This window comes from Noviherbaspirillum sp. Root189, from assembly GCF_001428545.1.
Lineage (GTDB): Bacteria > Pseudomonadota > Gammaproteobacteria > Burkholderiales > Burkholderiaceae_D > Noviherbaspirillum.
This window is the reverse complement of sequence record NZ_LMHZ01000012.1, coordinates 1-17,458: the sequence shown is the minus strand read 5'-3', so window position 1 is coordinate 17,458 and position 17,458 is coordinate 1. Positions and strand designations below refer to the sequence as shown.

Below are 17,458 nucleotides of genomic sequence, written 5' to 3'. Positions count from 1 at the left end.
TCCTGATGGCTGCAGGTCATAACGGGTGGAACTCGCTTGTCAGCCCGTCATCAAAACTTTCCCGTTGCCGCTACCGGCATCGCTCAATGACAGGAGATCTACCATGATGCAAGCAAACGAACTGCAGCAACGCTTTAGTCATGTGGAAAGCATGATTCACGAAGCTGCACAGCGCTGCGAATCGACGCAAAGCGTACCGATGGAGTTGAAAAATTGCATGCAGCAGCTGGATCAGAGAATAGACCAGGCGCGAGGCATGATGAAATCGCAAGATGAGCAACAGATCGTGCAATGTGTCGATGATCTGGAGCAGCTGGGTGATCGCGCCAAGGATGCCTGCGAAAACGCACCGATGGTCGACAGCGAGCTCAGGGATGTGGTGATGCAGGCTCACCGTGAACTATCTGACCTGAAACACCAGTTGCACTGATGCGGATAGTGGAGTTGTCTTATTGAACTGTAATGCTGAACCGAGCACTGCGGCGCAAGCAAACGCTGACAGTATTGCCCTGCAAGGCTGAGGGCCAATCGATAGGATCTCATGACGCAAGGCTCCTCTGAAGGCCGGTTGGTCGGCTTCAGAGGAGTTTCATCAAATTAAGCTGGTAAGTTGGTCTGACGCAGCTTACTTGCCCGGAACCGCATCCGGCAGCACGACGTTTACGTCCAGGACTTCCAGATTGCCCTGGCGATCAAGTGAAATCTTGATATCGTCGGCGTTCACATTCGCGTACTTCGAAATCACCGCAATCAATTCCTTATGCAGCGCGGGGAGAAAGTCCGGACCGTCTCGGCCATTGCGTTCGCGGGCAATGATTACCTGCAGGCGTTCTTTCGCCGCACTTGCGGTTTTGGGTTTGTTGTTAAACAGGAATGAGAGTAGCGCCATATCACTTACCCTTGAAGATTCTCTGGAACAACCCGGGCTTTTCGTAGGCGGTAAAGCGCATTGGCACTTCATGTCCCAGGAAGCGCGCAACGACGTCCTGATAGGCTTCCGAAACATCGCTGCCTGTAATGTGGATCGCCGGATTGCCCTGGTTTGACGCGTGCAATACCGACTCCGATTCCGGAATGATGCCTATGAGCGGAATGCGCAGGATTTCCTGGACGTCGGTGAACGACAGCATTTCGCCGGCTTCCACCCGCTTGGGAACGTAGCGGGTGATCAGCAGGTGTTCCTTGACCGGTTCGTCGCCGGCCAGGGCACGGCGCGATTTAGCCTGGATGATGCCCAGAATGCGGTCCGAGTCACGCACCGAGGAAACTTCCGGGTTGGTGACGACGATCGCCTCGTCCGCGAATGTCAGCGCCATGACCGCACCGTGTTCGATACCCGCTGGTGAGTCGCAGACGATGTATTCAAAATCCATCTTGCGCAAGTCGTTCAGGACGCGCTCCACGCCTGCTTCGGTCAGCGCATCCTTGTCACGTGTCTGCGAGGCGGGCAGCACAAACAGGTTGTCGCAATGCTTATCCTTGATCAGGGCCTGGTTGAGGGTGGCTTCGTTGTTGACCACGTTGATCAGGTCATAGACGACACGTCGCTCGCAACCCATGATCAGGTCAAGGTTACGTAGACCGACGTCGAAGTCGATCACAACGGTCTTGTGCCCACGCAGGGCGAGTCCTGACGCGAAGCTGGCGCTGGAGGTGGTTTTGCCCACGCCTCCTTTACCTGACGTTACAACGATGATTTTGGCCACAAAAAACTCCTTAATTGACAAATAACTAGGCGCGAATGGACAGGACATCTATCCGGTCGCCCTGAAGACGGACCTGCGCCGGTTGCTTCGCCAGATCCTTCGGTAACCCGCCGTCAAACGTGCGGTAAATGCCTGCAATGGATACCAGTTCGGCCTCCATGCTGAGTGTGAAGATACGTGCCTCCGCATTGCCGCTGGCCCCTGCAAGCGCCCGCCCGCGAAGCGGAGCATATACATGGATGCTGCCGTCTGCAATAAGCTCGGCACCATTGTTGACGATGGCATTGACAATCAGATCGCAACCGCGAGCATAAATGCGTTGGCCGGCGCGTACCGGGGAATCGATGATCATGGCGGGGACTGCTGCCGCGACCGGGCTATGCACTTCGGGAGATTGCTGAACCGGCGCCGGCGCCGGTGTCGACGCAGGGGGCGGTGCAATGACGGGCGCCGGTGCGGCCCCGGTTTCTTCGGATGAAGCTTCCTGGCGCTGCGGGGCGAGCGTATCGATACTCATGCCATGGGCGACGATTTGGTGTTCGAGTTCGGGCGGGGCGCCGCGCACCGCAACCGGATTCAGGCTGTACGAGCTGAACAGCGAGGTCAGGGCAGACCAATCAATGGCAGTTCCGCTGAAGTCGATGGCACTGACGTCGATCACCACGAGGTCGTTGTCAAAATAATCCGGCGCGCCACCCGTGGTTTTCTTCAGGGTGGCGTCGAGCGTTTCCAGGTCGGCCGTGCGCAGTATGGCCGACACGGCGACAACGGTTGAAATCTTGATCTCTATCGGTTTGCTATTTTGTTTCGTTGACATAAACGCTTATCGGCTCATCGGGTAATCGCCTTATCGGTAGACGCGGCCGCACCGTGAGCAAAATGGAATGCACCGCTTGCCAAATGAAACGGGCCGCATGGAAAGCGGCCCGAACGGTCTGGGGAAAGCGGATTTCATTACGGCGCATTGAACAATTGCTCACCACTCGCTCTGTGCTTTGCGCCGTATTATACCTGCTGCTGCGGAGCTATCCTCCTGATTCCCCATACTTTTTCTTTTCGTTACAGTGCGGTCCGGAGTGCGAACAACTCGGGGAATAGCACTATATCCAGCATTTTTTTGAGGTAGCTTGCACCGGCGGTGCCGCCGGTCCCGGTTTTGAATCCGATGATGCGCTCAACCGTCGTCACATGGCGGAAGCGCCAGAAGCGGAACGCTGTTTCCAGATCCACCAGTTTCTCCGCAAGTTCATACAAGGCCCAGTGTTTCGTGGGCTCGCGATAGACATCAAGCCATGCCTGCTTGACGGATTCGTTGGCCACCGTCGCCTGGGTCGGATCAGCGTTGAGACGCTCGGCATCGATATGGAAGCCTTCGCGGGCAAGCAGCATGATCGCCTCGTCGTAAATGGAGGGCGTGCGCAGCGCTGTTTCCAGATGCTGATAGTTGTCGGGCACTGCTGCATGGACGGCGAGCAGTGAAGGGTTCTTGTTCCCGAGGATAAATTCGATCTCCCGATACTGGCAGGACTGGAAGCCCGAGGACTGGCCGAGATACGGCCTGATGGCGCTGTACTCGGGCGGCGTCATGGTTGCCAGCACATCCCATGCATGGACCAGCTGATCCATGATGCGTGCCACGCGGGCCAGCATTTTGAATGCGGGCTGCAGTTCATCCTGACGGATTTGCTGTCTTGCCGCGTAAAGCTCATGCAACATCAGCTTCATCCATAGTTCGCTGGTCTGATGCTGGATGATGAACAGCATTTCATTGTGGTCGGGTGAACGCGGATGCTGCGCCGACAGGATCTGCTCAAGGCCGAGATAATCCCCATAGCTCATCGACTTCGAGAAATCCATCTGCGCGCCATGCCAGGATGTGGCTTTCTTGTCTGTGTCCATGTTTGCCTCCTCAGGTCACGGCGTCGCGCAGGGCGGCCGGATCGTAACGCTTGTTGTCCAGAATATCGACGAGTATGTCGACCGCATCCCACACGTCAATAAAACGCGTGTAAAGCGGGGTAAAGCCAAAGCGCATGATGTGTGGTTCCCGGTAGTCGCCGATGACGCCGCGCGAAATCAGGGCTTGCATGACCGGATAACCATGCGGATGGGCAAAGCTCACCTGGCTGCCGCGATGTGCATGTTCACGTGGCGTTACCAGTTCCAGCGGATGAACGCGGCAGCGCGATTCCACCAGGTCGATGAAGAGATCGGTCAACGCCAGCGATTTCTCGCGTAGCGCCGCCATCGACGTTTGCGCAAAAATGTCGAGCCCGCATTCGACCATCGCCAGCGAAGCGATTGGCTGCGTGCCGCATAATGCGCGCCGTATGCCGCCGGTCGCTTCAAACTGCGGCTGCATGGCAAACGGGCTTGCATGCGACCACCAGCCGGACAGCGGCTGACGGAAATCCTTCTGATGCTGCGCCGCGACCCAGATGAAGGCCGGCGACCCTGGACCGCCATTCAGGTACTTGTAAGTGCAGCCGACCGCATAATCGGCACCATCCGCATTCAGGTTAACCGGCACGGCACCGGCCGAATGGGCAAGATCCCACAGCATCAGAGCGCCGCGCGCGTGGGCAAGAGTGCTGACCTCGCGCATGTCATGCATATGTCCGGTGCGGTAGTTGACATGAGTCAGCATGACGACAGCGGTATCCTCGTCGATGGCGGCATTTAACTGGTCCGGCGAATCGATCATTCGGATCTCATAGCCGCTATCCAGCCAGGACGTCAGTCCCTGCGCGATGTACACGTCGGTTGGGAAATTGGCGCGTTCGGTCACGATGACATGGCGCTGCGATCGTCCTTCAGCACGGGACTGCTTGTGAAGCGCTGCGGCGAGCGTCTTGAAGAGATTGATCGAGGTGGAATCGGTCACCACGACTTCATTCGGATTGGCGCCGATCAGCGTAGCAAGCTTGTCTCCCAGGCGGGACGGCAGATCGAACCAGCCCGCTTTATTCCAGCTGCGGATGAGGTCCTTTCCCCATTCGTCGTTCACCACCTGCTGTACGCGGGACAGCGCGACTTTCGGGCGTGCGCCCAGCGAATTGCCATCTAGGTAAATGACGCCATCGGGCAGGTCGAACTGGTCCCGCAGCGAGGAAAGTTTGTCGGCCTTATCCCGAGCGACGCAATCGTCACGTGTCATCATTGCGCACCTCCTGGCAAGCTGCGTAGTATGGCGCGCACGGGGCTGGCGTCCATTCCCGCCAGCTTCAGGGGCAATGCAATCAATTCATAGTCGCCCGCCGGCACACCGTCAAGGATGATGCCTTCAAGGATAGCCATGCGGTTGGCGCGAACCGCGCGATGTGCATCCATGGTCTTGGATTCCTGTGGATCAAGTGAGGCCGTATCAATGCCAATCAGTACGACTCCTTGCCTGGCCAGCAACGCGATCGTGGCGGGGGATACGCTCGCAAACTGCGCATCCCAACGGTCCTGGGGCGCCGTCGCATAGGTGCGGAACAGCACGCGTGGCGGCATATCGGTCAACGCGGTTTCGACATGATACGGCTCGACGCGGCTCACGCCGATGCAGTCGATCAGGCGGCAAGGGCCGAGATAGGCATGCAGGGCTACGCTATCGATAGATTCACCCTGGGCGTCGTAATGCGACGGCGCATCGCAGTGCGCGCCCGTGTGTGTTGACATGGTGATGCGGCTCACCTGCACGGGGCAACCGCCTTCAATTTTCCAGGTGGGCTCGGTGCTGAACGGCGTGTCCCCTGGCCAGACCGGAATTGCAGGAGAAAGGACAGGGCTGATATCCCAAAGGGTATTGGAAGAGGGCATAAGATTTCCTTGATGTTCTGCTCGAATTTTAAGCCGTAAACGCCGCATTTTTTACGCAATCTGATCGGCCAAATGCAAGACAATTAGAATATCATTGCAGGAATCCGTGAAAAAATGAATGAAAACACCATGAAGCTTGATGCGACCGATCTCAAGTTACTCAACCTGCTCCAACAAGATGGAAGGATGAGCAATCTTGAACTGGCGGAGAAGGTATTTTTGTCGCCTTCCTCCTGCCTGCGCCGCGTCCGTATGCTGGAGGAAAGTGGCATGATCAGCCGCTATAGCGCAGTGCTGAATGCCGCCGCTCTGGGCCTTGAGGTGGATGCCTTTGTACAGGTCACGATGCGGCGTGATGTCGAACACTGGCATGAAAACTTTACAGCTTCCATTGCCGCCTGGCCCGAGGTGGTCGGCTCGTACATCATTGCCGGTGAAGCGAACTACCTGTTACGCGTCAGGGCACGCAGCCTCAAGCATTTTTCTTCGTTTGTCCTGGAGAAGTTATACAAGACTGCGGGTGTACTCGACATCAAGTCCAATATTGTTCTGCAGACGCTGAAGGACACTCAGGCGATCGCGCCTGAGCTATTGAGCGACTAATTGAGGTTTGATGGTTCTGTGATGGACCAGTCCACTCGACACGGACGTGAATAAGAACAGGCAAATGATTCCAGCCGAACAGGCAGGCCCGCGTTTCGTTTCTATTCGTGCGTCAAAACCGCAATGGCTGCAATTGCTGCAATGGCTCGGCATATCGCCCTGCACCATGGCTATTCATTGGCATCCGTGATGCAAGACATTGGATCGGGATTGCATCCGAACTAATTTACATTCTCATACTCGAATCTTCCCCGGCAAGACAGCGAGAGCGTCTTGCTGCACATCTGTGCCTATTCATTTGATGAGCTTTAAATATTCCTTGGTCGTGGACATCGAGCATTGCCCCCAACCATGCCGAAGCGATCGCTAGAAATCTATCTTCATTCAACACAAGGAGACAGCCATGGATAAAAAACGAGTGGCCATCGTGACGGGTGGAATGGGAGGGCTAGGGGAGGCCATTTGCAGGAAGTTGCATGACGCAGGATTTCGCGTTGTCGCAACGCATTCACCTGGAAACAAGGACGCATCGGCGTGGATTGCTTCCCATCGTAGCGAAGGATACGACTTCAGCACCGTCTGCATTGATGTCGCGGAATTCTCTTCCTGTGAAGCCGGCATTATGCAAGTCTTGCGTGATCAGGGCCGTATTGATGTTCTCGTCAACAATGCCGGTGTGACGCGTGATGCAACATTGAAGAAGATGACATTCGAGGATTGGCAAATCGTCCGCAAAACCAATCTTGACAGTGTCTTCAATATGACTAAGCTGGCTTTGCATGGCATGCTGGAAAACCAGTGGGGTCGCGTCGTAAATATCTCCTCGGTAAACGGGCAGAAAGGCGCGTTTGGCCAGACCAACTATGCGGCGGCGAAGGCGGCAATGCACGGCTTTACCAAGGCGCTTGCATTGGAAGTCGCCAATAAAGGCATTACCGTCAACACCATATCGCCGGGCTATCTGAAAACCAAGATGGTGACGCAGATACCAGAAAGCATTCTCAAAGAAAAAATCCTTCCCCAAATACCACTGGGCCGACTTGGCGAACCCGAAGAGGTCGCTGGTCTTGTCGTCTATCTTTGCTCTGACGAGGCTGGGTTTGTGACCGGTGCAAATATCGCTATCAATGGCGGACAGCACATGCAATGAACTGCGTCGATGCTTGATTGACATACGTCAACCAGGCATCGAACGGGTACGTGCGTGCAGTCAGAAAACGCAGAAAATAGGCTCGCTGAACTCGCTTTCCTTCAACATTTCATATCAGGATTGAACATATGCAAAACGCACTTAACCCGCTTGCCGGCGTCTATCAGACGCAACTTGAAGCTTCGCGCCGTCTTGCAGACGCCTTCTTCACCGGCACACAAAAGATAGACAGCGTGATGATCGGTGCGACGCATCAACTTTTCACTGACCAGCTTGATTTCGTCAGAGAACTGGCAACCGCCCGCGATCCGGGTGCCATCGGTTCGGCGCTGCAATCACGCATGATGTCGCGCAACTCGAGCCCGGCGACTGAGTACCAGCGTGAACTAGTACGCATCGTCGTCGAGATGCAGAGCGAAATCGGTCAAAGCATGCAGGATTATGTTGAGCAATTTCGTAACCAGGCCGTGAATGGCATCAAGACGCCGTTTGCGGGAACAACCTCCACCGCTTCAACTGCAGCAAACACAAGCAGTAATGCCACGACGAATGCCAACCCGATGGCCAGCATGTTTTCGATGTGGGAAAACGCATTCAAGGATGTCGCAACGCTGGCCCAACGTAACATGGGCGCAGCAGCGGCAACCGCAAATAATATGACACAGGCAGCATCCGATGCTGCGACCAATGTGGCAGACGCAGCGACGGCAGCAGCGGCCACAGCGGCCTCTTCCGGTATCCAGGCAACGGCATCCGCACCGGAGGTGCTCGTGCCAGCAGTCGACGCCGCCGCCGACGCAAGCGGCTCGGATAAGAAAATCTATCCGACGACAGGCGGCAAAAAGAAATAATACCAATCCCGACCTGTAACGTAAAAAATTAGATCGAAGGATTTTTGTGAAATGGAAAAGCCCGCATCATGCGGGCTTTTTTCATCTTGCGAAAATGCGCTAATACCAATCCCAAGCTATAACGTAACGAATGAGATCGATGGATTTTTTTGACTGACGAGGAGTCAATAGCGAGCTATTGACGACGAGTGCAACGCAGGCAGGCGGAAAAAGACGCGATCTCATGGTGCGTTATGGGTTGGGATTGGTATAAGGTGTCAGGCAGTTGCGAGTTGGCCCCAATCGCCTTCACCATCCGGCTGGTCATTTTTTTGAGCAGCCTGCTTGGATTTTTTGGCCGCGACTTGCTTGGCACGCGAGCTCGACGGCGGCAGGCGGCGCAAGGTCCGCAAGGCTTCCGGATCTTTAATGCCGATGGAGCGCTGGTCTACGGTAATCAGACCGATTTCATTGAAGGCAGACAGCGTGCGGCTGACAGTTTCCAGAGTCAAGCCAAGATAGCTGCCGATTTCATGGCGTGTCATGCGGAGATTGAAGAGTTTGCTCGAGTAACCCATGTCGGCATAGCGCTCCGACAGGTTCACCAGGAAGCGTGCCACGCGCGCTTCCGCACTTAGGGCGCCGAGCATACTGACCATCGCTTGCTCGCGCACCAGTTCGCGGCTCATGACGCTATACATGGCGTGTTCGAATTCGACATGCGCACGCCCAAGCGCAGTCAACTTCTTAAATGGAAGCAGGATCAGGTCGCAGTTCGACAGGGCAACAGCTTCGGATGCATAGCGCTTGGTATGGATCCCATCGACGCCGAACAGATCGCCTTTCATTGGAAAGCTCAACACCTGTTCATTACCAAATTCGTCGATCAGAACGGTTTTCAAAAAGCCGGAATGCACAATGTACAAGGTGTCGAATGGCTGGCCGATTGTGTGGATGCGCTGCCCGGTCTTGAACTGGACATGCTGAAACAGCAATTCTTCGTCGGTATGGATCGCCGCCGAAGGGATGCGAAGGACTTCGCACAATTCCTTAAGATTGGACCACAGCTTGCCTTGACGCTGCCAGCCCGCTTCCATCGATGGGGAGTGCATGGTCGACGAAGTGGACTCAGGGCGGACGTCGGGGGTTTGCGTTGACAACATGGTCATCTCCTAATTCAGATCAATCAGTTTAGTTCATGCGGGGGCAGGAATGCCCGCATGATTATCAGTGCTTCACCAGTTATGATTTTTGGAAAATTTCCTATGTACTAACTACGTAGTATCAGGTTGTCCAGAATCAGTGGCGGGTTTCTAGCCTGTCATGCTTCGAATGAATGGCCAGTATCGCAATCGCAACAGCGAATTGCTATCGGTGTGGGCTGAATTGAAATGTAGGAGACTCGCGCTTCTCGTAGGATTATCCTTACAAGCGTATGGGAACTTTACTGATAAAAAAGTTAGAAGAATCTGTTGCATTCCTTGAGAACCCGCAAGGAATAAGGTTCTTAGTCCACATCGACAGAAAATCGCAGGAACTTGCAAGCAAGAGTCTGTAGGGAAAGTATGACAAGCGAGTTACAAAAAATGGTGGCTCGCCGGTATAGAAAAAATGCGAGATAACATGCATACGACAGGCCAGAACAGCCCAGTGTGAAGAGCAAGGTTCCGTACCAGGAACTTGAAAGGCTTAATTTCTCAAGGGGCCGAGAAGGCGGTGCTGAACGGCATACTGAACCATTTCAGCCAGCGAGTTCATATTCATTTTGGTAAGGATGCGGGTCTTGTGGGTGCTGACGGTTTTCGCGCTCAAGTGAAGAAAGTCGGCGATCTCGGTAATCGATTTCCCACTGACCAGGAGGGTAAATACTTCAAATTCACGATTGGACAGCTGCTTGTGTGGCAGGTCCTCATTGGCGGGCATCACATCCATCGCCAACTGTTCAGCGACTTCCAGACTGATATAGGGGCGACCGGAAGCGACTTTACGGATCGCACTGACCAGCTGCGTACCGGCACTTTCCTTGGTCAGATAACCACGTGCGCCCGCGCGGATCGCGCGTACGGCGTATTGTTCTTCCTCATGCATGGTCAGGATGAGGATAGGGAGTTTGGGGACTTCATCCTTGATCTGGCGAATCAATTCCACGCCGCTACGCCCCGGCATGGACAGATCCAGCATCAGCAGGTCGAAACCGCCTTTCCGCACATGTGCCAATGCCTCGAAACCATCTACTGCCTCACCAACGACTTCAATATCGTCGGCTCCATCGAGAATGCGCTTAAGTCCTTCACGCATGATGGTGTGGTCGTCGGCAATAACAATGCGAATCATAGGCGGTTTGTGGGCGTTGAAGTTGACTGGTCGTTTGGAAAAATCGGCTCCACTGGAATCGATGCGTAAATGACAACACCATGTGGTTCGGCGCTCCGGATGCTGATTGTACCCCCCAATACAAAGATACGTTCCTGCATCGCAATGAGCCCGTAGCATCCCGGTTTGCTTTCGCTCCCGGCTTCTATGCCGATACCATCATCCTCAATCATAACATCGAGTTGGTTCCCTGTATGCGCAAAGGAAATTCGCGCATGAGAAGCATGTGAATGCCGTTCGATATTTGACAACCCTTCCTGAATCACCCGAAAAATCGCTGATTCAATTGGGTCTTCAAGCTTCTTGTAGAACCCCTGGCTTTCGACGCGGCAAGAAATGCCTGTTTTTTTCTGAAAATTCTCGGCCATCCATTCCACCGCAGGCAGGAGGCCGAAATCGTCCAGCAACGGCGGCCTCAAGGCAGAGGCCATCGTTTTAGTCATTGTAATCACGTTGTCCAGCAAACCTTGCATTTGCGCAACGCGGGCCGGTAGGCCGTCATCTGTTTGCGCAAGGCTGTTTTCCAGCCAGTCAAGGTCCAACTTGAGTACGCTGAGTCGCTGGCCGATGTCATCGTACAGTTTTTTGGAGAATCGCCTTTTCTCGACTTCGGTTGCCTGCTGCGTTGATGCCGCCCATTTACGTAGTTCGGAAGGCCGTATAGGCCTTTGCTTGGATTCTGCAACGGATTGGTGCATAGATGGGTCCTGGACAATAAGCGCAAGGAACAACTCGCCGCAGACATTTACTCGCGCGACGTTTGCATTGAGGGAAAGCAGGTTGCCTGCCGCATGCAGGCCTTTGAGTTCGACCTTGGCGCGACGGCCGGTAATGCGTGCGCTTGCCAGTCGGTCCATTCTCTGGCATTGCTCATCAACGTAATGTGCAGGCATCAGGATATCCAGTGGCTGGTCGAGCAGAGTTTGCGCGGGGTGTCCGAAAATGCGCTCCGCCGTCTGATTTACCAGTACGATCTGTCGCATGGCGTCGATAATGATGACCCCATCCATCGCGGACTGGATGACGGAAAGAAGTGATGATCCCACTTTGCTCGTGGGAAATCGGGCAAGTGTGGTGATGATGTTTGTCAGCTTGCCGGTGCTGGGTTCCAAATAGGTTGTCATCACAATTTCTCTGTTGCCTGAGGGCCGATGGTCGGCGCTATGCATTCGCGAATGATTGGTTGCAAGGCGGCGTACCGATGGGAGCCGCGCCGCATGATATGGCCGCAGGTGCGCATTATTCAGATCTGCGCCCGAAGGCTTGCTAGTGGTACGTATCGCTTTTGTAGACATGCAGGTTGATCATACCGGCGCCCGACGCCGCTCATGTTGACGAAACCAATATCTTTGCGTTGGGACTTCAGAGATATCTCAGCATCAGACAGTGCGAAATTCAAAGTAGCGGGGCGAAATCAACCGCCGTTGAGAAATCACAATCGCGCGGTTGCTGCATAGTAAGCACAGCGTAAACATGATTCCCCATGTGACAAAGCCGTTTGCGTTCGCTCAATCGTTTGCCGTACGTAGGCAAAAGGTCCATGACTGCAGATTGGCACGTTGCAGAGGTGAGCTGATAGACTACGGCACCAGGAAGATGCAATTAAGACAGATCTGCTTTACGAACCAAGCCAACCTCATGAATATCGACATCCAGTTAGGCGAGATCAGCCATATCATCCAGCTTGCGATTGCTCCTGTGTTTTTGCTGACTGGCGTGGGTACCAAGCTCTCGGTGTTGACCAATCGCCTTGCCCGGATTATTGACCGGTCGCGTGTCCTTGAAGATCGTATCCAGGCAACGACGGGTGCCGACCATACGGACGCTTATGCTGAACTGGATACCTTGTACCGACGTTCGCACCTGATCAACCGGGCTATCACTTTGAGTACGTCGTGTGGCCTGTTAGTTTGCATCGTTGTAGCGGCACTTTTTATCGGCGATGCACTGAATCTGGGCCTGGCTAGCTTCATTGCCTTTTGTTTTGTGCTCGGGATGTTTTGCCTGATCGGAAGTTTCGTTTATTTGCTTCGCGAAATTTTCGTCGCAACCAAAACAGTATCAATGCGCAACATACATTCAAGGCAGAAGCAATCTTAGCGCTGGCTAAATCAGACTGGAATCGCCTTCAACAGCAGGATAGTCAAGGCCCGGGTCAGTGATCGCTCATTTCACTGGAGCTTGATTGCGTTGTCGACATCGTTGATGTGAATGATTATCGCGTCCGAATTTAAAGTTGCAGCGATGGACTTTGTTCCATCTCCGTTATGCAGTGGCGCTGCTTGCAAGGCGATTAGCGCCCTATAACGAGTCGCACTAAGTTTCGGGCGACTTGCAGTATGGATCACACTAACCCTCATGACAGACACGAAGTACTGGTGACAAATGGCTTAGTCGCTCAACCCATGCCATGCGTACTGTATAACCTTCTCTATCTTCCAGGCAGTGGTCAATGGCTTCGCGCCAGACCTTCGTTGCCTGACCGAGCTTAACAGGTGAATGTACATGCGCCTCGATGCGCAGGACGCGAACGCCGGCGTCCGAGAGTCGTGGCAGAAGGCGCAGTGCGCTTGCATCGGCATTTCCGATGTCGAGGTAGTAATGATCGTTGCTTGGCGTTTCATCCAGTGCGCAACGACCTCCACTGGCGTTGAGCGCGGCGAAGTCCAAGTAAGCAGCTTCAGGACTGGAATGCCAATCTACCGCTTCGTTGTCGCGTAACCCGAACGCAGGTTTAAGGTTGTCAATGATGTTGCACAATGGGCCAAAACCTACGAGTTCCACGTTGATGCCCGTGTACTCCGCTACACGTTTCACCTGACTCAGAGATGCCATCCGTGGGAGCACCAGCCTGCTGATGTCGATTTGCTTGCAAAGAAAGCCAATCGCCTCGGCAGAGACGCCCGAAGGAGGGACGGTATAGTGTTGCTGTAGATCGGGATAACGCGCAGCGGTGTAGAGCATCAGCGCCGGATCCGACATGGCGACGGCATCCATGCGGAGATCCGCCGCAGTGTCGATTGCCAGGCGCGCCAAAGACCATGATGCGTCCAGATGGCATGCCTTGATCGCCAGGACAGTATCGACTTGCTGTTCTGCTGCATAACGTATGCCCCGTGCAAGGGCTTGAAACTGGTCGTGTCCGGCGCAATGACTGCGTAAGGAAGAGGGTTGGTCGAAATCGAGAAGTATACCGTCGGCACCATTGTTTACCGCCGCGCGCAGCCCAGCCAGGCTGGCCACCGGACAATGCAAACCGAGGCGCGATCCATGTGCTTGGGACCTACCCTCTGTCGTCTCGACTTTCGAGTATGCTTTTGTCATGATCTGTTTCTCCTCAAGCTGATGCCAATTACGGAAATGCATTAAGGGAAAGACAGACAGGATTCCATCGGAAGGTTGACTGAGACGCAGTGCGTCATATCTGCCGAGGGATACCTGTGCACTTCGTTGTGCGAATCGGCGCCAACGTATCTAAATACGCCGAACCAGGCAGGGCAATAAAGCAGGGTAAACACAGAGACCTCTTATTGCTCATGTGCAATGAATTCAATGTAGCAGGCGATTACCTCAGGGAATTGATTTTACGCAAAGATATTGCGGTACGGAATCGTTCTTTAGGGAAGGGCGAATGGCAGGTGAAGCTAGGGCTAATTTGGAAAGGTAAAACGGATTGGGCGGCTATATGACTTGATGAGAGGACGGGCGAGATCTTTGATGGGATGGTTGGAGTTGATAAATGCAAATAGGAACCCTACTAGTTTGTAGGCACGTATAGGAGTGAATGCGTGGAGCGCGTAGGCAGTATATTTGGTCTGGAAAGATAGACGGCTCATGGCGTCGATCAGCGAACTGTTGACGAAGAGCGAGCAGCTCTAATCATAAACGAACGACCCGCCGAAACTGGTCGGATCGGCGAGGGCGAACGAGCGGGATATGCATGTAAATGCCTCAGCAAACCTTACAAACGCGTTATTTAATCAATGAAGCAAAACGATAGAGCAAAAGAAGAGGCCAGATAAACCGTTTCCAAGATTTAAATTATGGGCGAACGAGGGGTGTCCGCGATTTTGTGTAATCGGGAAACTGTTTAATGCTGTGGCATACGCTCATCGAACATGATGGTGAACCGGTTCAGGGCGGCTTTCCAGTTCTGAATCGGCATCGTCCATTTCTTGCTGATGTTGCGCAGTGCCAGATAGTACAGCTTGATCAGGGCATCGTCATTGGGAAATGCGCCGCGGCTCCTTGTGACTTTGCGCATACCCATGTTGACCGACTCGATGGCATTGGTTGTGTAGATCACTTTTCGGATCTCGGCGGGGTAGTCGAAGAACGCACAATCCGCGGCCACCGCCTTGCGCAGTTTCCAGCCGACGAAGTTCAGGCTGTAGCGCACCATGTGCTCGATGCACAGCTGCACCGCCGTCTTCGGAAACACCGCTTCAATCGCTTCAGGAAAGCCCTTGAGACCATCCACGCAGGCAATGAAGATGTCCTGCACGCCGCGGTTCTTCAACTCTGTGGCGACCTGCAGCCAGAACTTGGCACCCTCGGTCTGGGCCACCCACAGGCCCAGCAACTCCTTGTCGGCATTGAGGTTTACACCCAATGCCAGATACACCGCCTTGACTCGCCCGCGCCGCCGTCACGCACTTTGGCATGAATGCAGTCGAGATAGACGATCGGGTAAAGCGCATCCAGGGGACGGGCCTGCCATGCCTTGACTTCGTCCATGACCGCATCCGTGACCGAAGAAATGAGCATAGGCGACACCTCGGTACCGTACATCTCTTCCAGATGGTAATCCCCCCATTTTTGATGCGGCCTGAGAGTAGAAACTATGCGGCCAAGGCCAGTTCCTGTTGCGGCGTGATGCCGCCGATGGCCATATTGGGGCGCTCGTGATTATAGGTCCATAGCCAACGGGTTACGAATTCCTGCACCTCTTCGATGCTGTCGAACTGGTAGTGAGCCAGCCGGTCGTAACGCACTGTCCGGTTGTAACGCTTGATGTAGGCATTCTGCTGCGGCTTGCCGGGTCGAATGAACTCGGCATGAATGCCACGCCGATTTGCCCACGCCATCAGTGCTGCGCTGACGTATTCCGGACCATTGTACATGCAGAATGTCAGCCATCAAGAGTAGGAGCATTGTCACAACGTATCCGATCCGGCCTGCCGCGCCATTCAATGATGCGCTCCAGTGAACGGATTACGCGCTCGGATGGAAGGGAAAAATCCACTTCAATGTCCAAGCCTTCGCGGTTGAAGTCATCGATCACGTTGAACAACCGAATGTTGCGGCCGTCCGACAGTTGGTCATGCATGAAGTACATTGACCACACCTGGTTAAGTGCCGTCGGCTCGGACAGAGGCTCCGGCTTCTCGCGCACCAGGCGCTTCTTCGGCTTGATGCGCAGGTTCAGTTCCAGCGCCTCAGCGACGATCTCAGCCTTCAGGCGCTCTTCGGCATACATCTTCTTCAGGCGGCCGTTCTCCTCTTCGAACTCCTTCAGCCGCGCCATCATGGAGGCGTCCATGCCACCGAACTTACTGCGCCAGCGGTAAAACAGTGCCGAGTTCATGCCGTGTTCCCGGCACAGTTCCGGAACTGGAGTGCCACCGTCGGCTTGTTTGAGAATGACGATGATCTGGCTTTCCGAAAACCGTGACTTCTTCATGTAAAACTTCCTCGATTCAATGTTGAGAAATTCTACTTTCAAAGCCGATGCATTCAATCGGTCAGTGCAACACCTCGGCCAGTTTATCGGCTGGCGTTTGAAAGCCAAGCGTTTTCCTTGGTCGAGTGTTCAATTTTAATGCCCGATGCATTCAATCGGTCAGTGCAACACCTCGGCCAGTTTATCGGCTGGCGTTTGAAAGCCAAGCGTTTTCCTTGGTCGAGTGTTCAATTTTAATGCGACCCTGTTTAACTCTTGCTGGGTAAAAACCGACAGGCAAGTCCCATTTGGAAAGTACTGTCGTAGTAGCCCATTCGTATTTTCGTTAGTCCCACGCTGCCAGGGACTTTGTGGATCGCAAAAGTACACGTCCATATTTGTCGCTAACGTAAAAGCGTGATGCCTGGCCATCTCCTGTCCACGATCCCACGTCAGGCTTTGCTGTAGGAGTTCAGGTAGTTTGCTCATCTGTTTGGAGAGTGCGCTGACCACGTGATCGGTATTCTTGCTCTCTACCTTGACCAGTATCGTGAAGCGTGTCTGCCGTTCTACGACTGTAGCGATGTAGCTGTTCCTTGATCCGCAAATTAGGTCGCCTTCCCAATGTCCGGGTACAGCACGGTCATCGACTGCAGCTGGCCGCTCACGAATCGAGATCCCATCCACGATCTGGCCGCGCGAGCCGGCTCGATGGCCCCGGGCATGGCGGAATTTCCGTTTGGTCCTTAAATGTTCGCGTAGCTCTTTGCGAAACAGGCCCCGGGKCTGTATGAACAGGCTCTTGTAGATAGTTTCATGCGACACCTGCATATCAACATTATTCGCATAGGCAATCTTGAGCCAGCCGGAGATCTGCTCTGGCGACCAGTCCTCCGACAGCTTCTGCGTAACCAAGCTCTTGAGCTTAGTGTTGAGGGCAAGACGGCAGGCCTTAGGTCGGGTAGCACGTTTCCATGCTGAYTTATCTGCTTCCGTGGCACGGTACCTGGAAAGGCCACCGTTCCTGCTTATTTCTCGACTGATGGTAGACGCGCTACGCCCCAGATGCAAGGCAATCGAGCGTATGCTGTGGTGATTGGCCAAGCCTCTGGAAATTTCCTCTCGCTCCTCGATAGACAATGCGATCGGTCGCCGACAGCGCACTCGCGGCTGGATTCCACCGTGATAGAGAAGATAGGAAAACACCGTGGCAGGTGGTTTCTCTAAAACACGCGCAATCAGGCTCATGGGGCTTCCCCTTTTCCATTCGCGCCATATTACCGTCTTGCGCCGGTCATCCATTCGGTCCGAACTCTGCATCACGATTCTC

The 17,458-nt window shown here is 54.2% G+C and carries 16 protein-coding genes and 3 pseudogenes; 5 read left to right on the top strand and 14 right to left on the bottom strand.

All coding sequences use genetic code 11. The annotated features are described in order from the left end of the window. Positions 1 to 103 precede the first annotated feature (103 nt). On the top strand, positions 104 to 430 hold the full coding sequence (locus ASE07_RS08030; RefSeq protein ID WP_057290301.1) for a hypothetical protein: 327 nt from the start codon (positions 104 to 106) through the stop codon (positions 428 to 430). Positions 431 to 625: 195 nt separating this feature from the next. Here the strand turns inward: ASE07_RS08030 and minE are convergent, their stop codons facing one another. The 6 genes from minE to kynB form a co-directional block, all read right to left on the bottom strand. Further along, positions 626 to 889 carry a cell division topological specificity factor MinE gene (gene minE, locus ASE07_RS08025; protein ID WP_057290300.1) on the bottom strand — a complete coding sequence of 88 codons (264 nt, stop codon included), beginning with the start codon at positions 887 to 889 and terminating at the stop codon, positions 626 to 628. Position 890: 1 nt separating this feature from the next. Continuing rightward, positions 891 to 1,706: a septum site-determining protein MinD gene (minD, locus tag ASE07_RS08020; RefSeq protein WP_057290299.1), complete on the bottom strand. Its 816-nt coding sequence runs from the start codon at positions 1,704 to 1,706 to the stop codon at positions 891 to 893. Positions 1,707 to 1,731: 25 nt separating this feature from the next. Next, positions 1,732 to 2,523, bottom strand: a complete 792-nt coding sequence (minC, locus tag ASE07_RS08015) for a septum site-determining protein MinC (RefSeq protein WP_057290298.1) — start codon at positions 2,521 to 2,523, stop codon at positions 1,732 to 1,734. Between the two features lie 242 nt (positions 2,524 to 2,765). Then, positions 2,766 to 3,605, bottom strand: coding sequence for a tryptophan 2,3-dioxygenase (gene kynA / locus ASE07_RS08010; protein ID WP_057290297.1), 840 nt, complete (start codon positions 3,603 to 3,605; stop codon positions 2,766 to 2,768). A gap of 10 nt (positions 3,606 to 3,615) precedes the next feature. After that, the gene (gene kynU, locus ASE07_RS08005) at positions 3,616 to 4,866 is read right to left on the bottom strand and encodes a kynureninase (RefSeq protein ID WP_057290296.1); all 1,251 of its coding nucleotides are present in this window, start codon (positions 4,864 to 4,866) and stop codon (positions 3,616 to 3,618) included. Continuing rightward, the gene (gene kynB / locus ASE07_RS08000) at positions 4,863 to 5,510 is read right to left on the bottom strand and encodes an arylformamidase (protein ID WP_057290295.1); all 648 of its coding nucleotides are present in this window, start codon (positions 5,508 to 5,510) and stop codon (positions 4,863 to 4,865) included. Before kynB ends, kynU begins: the two co-directional genes overlap by 4 nt. Before the next feature lie 129 nt (positions 5,511 to 5,639). Between kynB and ASE07_RS07995 the strand changes: the two genes are divergently transcribed. The 3 genes from ASE07_RS07995 to ASE07_RS07985 all read left to right on the top strand — a co-directional run bounded on the left by ASE07_RS07995 (position 5,640) and on the right by ASE07_RS07985 (position 8,114). Next, on the top strand, positions 5,640 to 6,113 hold the full coding sequence (locus ASE07_RS07995; RefSeq protein WP_057290552.1) for an Lrp/AsnC family transcriptional regulator: 474 nt from the start codon (positions 5,640 to 5,642) through the stop codon (positions 6,111 to 6,113). Positions 6,114 to 6,516: 403 nt separating this feature from the next. Then, positions 6,517 to 7,263: an acetoacetyl-CoA reductase gene (gene phbB / locus ASE07_RS07990; protein ID WP_057290294.1), complete on the top strand. Its 747-nt coding sequence runs from the start codon at positions 6,517 to 6,519 to the stop codon at positions 7,261 to 7,263. Between the two features lie 128 nt (positions 7,264 to 7,391). After that, positions 7,392 to 8,114 (top strand): phasin family protein, encoded by a 723-nt coding sequence (locus tag ASE07_RS07985; RefSeq protein WP_057290293.1) that lies wholly within the window; start codon positions 7,392 to 7,394, stop codon positions 8,112 to 8,114. 257 nt (positions 8,115 to 8,371) lie between these two features. Here the strand turns inward: ASE07_RS07985 and ASE07_RS07980 are convergent, their stop codons facing one another. The 4 genes and pseudogenes from ASE07_RS07980 to ASE07_RS30635 form a co-directional block, all read right to left on the bottom strand. After that, positions 8,372 to 9,190, bottom strand: coding sequence for a Crp/Fnr family transcriptional regulator (locus tag ASE07_RS07980; protein ID WP_057290292.1), 819 nt, complete (start codon positions 9,188 to 9,190; stop codon positions 8,372 to 8,374). A 592-nt stretch (positions 9,191 to 9,782) separates the two neighbouring features. Beyond that, positions 9,783 to 10,427 carry a response regulator gene (locus ASE07_RS07975; RefSeq protein WP_057290291.1) on the bottom strand — a complete coding sequence of 215 codons (645 nt, stop codon included), beginning with the start codon at positions 10,425 to 10,427 and terminating at the stop codon, positions 9,783 to 9,785. Continuing rightward, complete coding sequence (locus ASE07_RS29620; RefSeq protein ID WP_235548390.1) at positions 10,424 to 11,164, bottom strand: sensor histidine kinase; 741 nt, start codon at positions 11,162 to 11,164, stop codon at positions 10,424 to 10,426. The genes ASE07_RS07975 and ASE07_RS29620 overlap by 4 nt, the downstream gene beginning before the upstream one ends. 60 nt (positions 11,165 to 11,224) lie before the next feature. Next, positions 11,225 to 11,449, bottom strand: a pseudogene (locus ASE07_RS30635) (PAS domain S-box protein); the annotation flags it as partial. 661 nt (positions 11,450 to 12,110) lie between these two features. Here ASE07_RS30635 and ASE07_RS07965 point away from each other — a divergent pair. Continuing rightward, positions 12,111 to 12,566 (top strand): DUF2721 domain-containing protein, encoded by a 456-nt coding sequence (locus ASE07_RS07965; RefSeq protein WP_057290551.1) that lies wholly within the window; start codon positions 12,111 to 12,113, stop codon positions 12,564 to 12,566. 249 nt (positions 12,567 to 12,815) lie between these two features. Here the strand turns inward: ASE07_RS07965 and ASE07_RS07960 are convergent, their stop codons facing one another. The 4 genes and pseudogenes from ASE07_RS07960 to ASE07_RS07935 all read right to left on the bottom strand — a co-directional run bounded on the left by ASE07_RS07960 (position 12,816) and on the right by ASE07_RS07935 (position 17,448). Then, complete coding sequence (locus ASE07_RS07960; RefSeq protein ID WP_162256866.1) at positions 12,816 to 13,790, bottom strand: peptidase U32 family protein; 975 nt, start codon at positions 13,788 to 13,790, stop codon at positions 12,816 to 12,818. A 766-nt stretch (positions 13,791 to 14,556) separates the two neighbouring features. Further along, positions 14,557 to 15,269: pseudogene (locus ASE07_RS07950) on the bottom strand (IS256 family transposase); the annotation flags it as partial. A 38-nt stretch (positions 15,270 to 15,307) separates the two neighbouring features. After that, positions 15,308 to 16,149: pseudogene (locus ASE07_RS07940) on the bottom strand (transposase). A 159-nt stretch (positions 16,150 to 16,308) separates the two neighbouring features. Continuing rightward, positions 16,309 to 17,448, bottom strand: coding sequence for an IS30 family transposase (locus tag ASE07_RS07935; RefSeq protein ID WP_057290550.1), 1,140 nt, complete (start codon positions 17,446 to 17,448; stop codon positions 16,309 to 16,311). Positions 17,449 to 17,458: the final 10 nt, after the last annotated feature.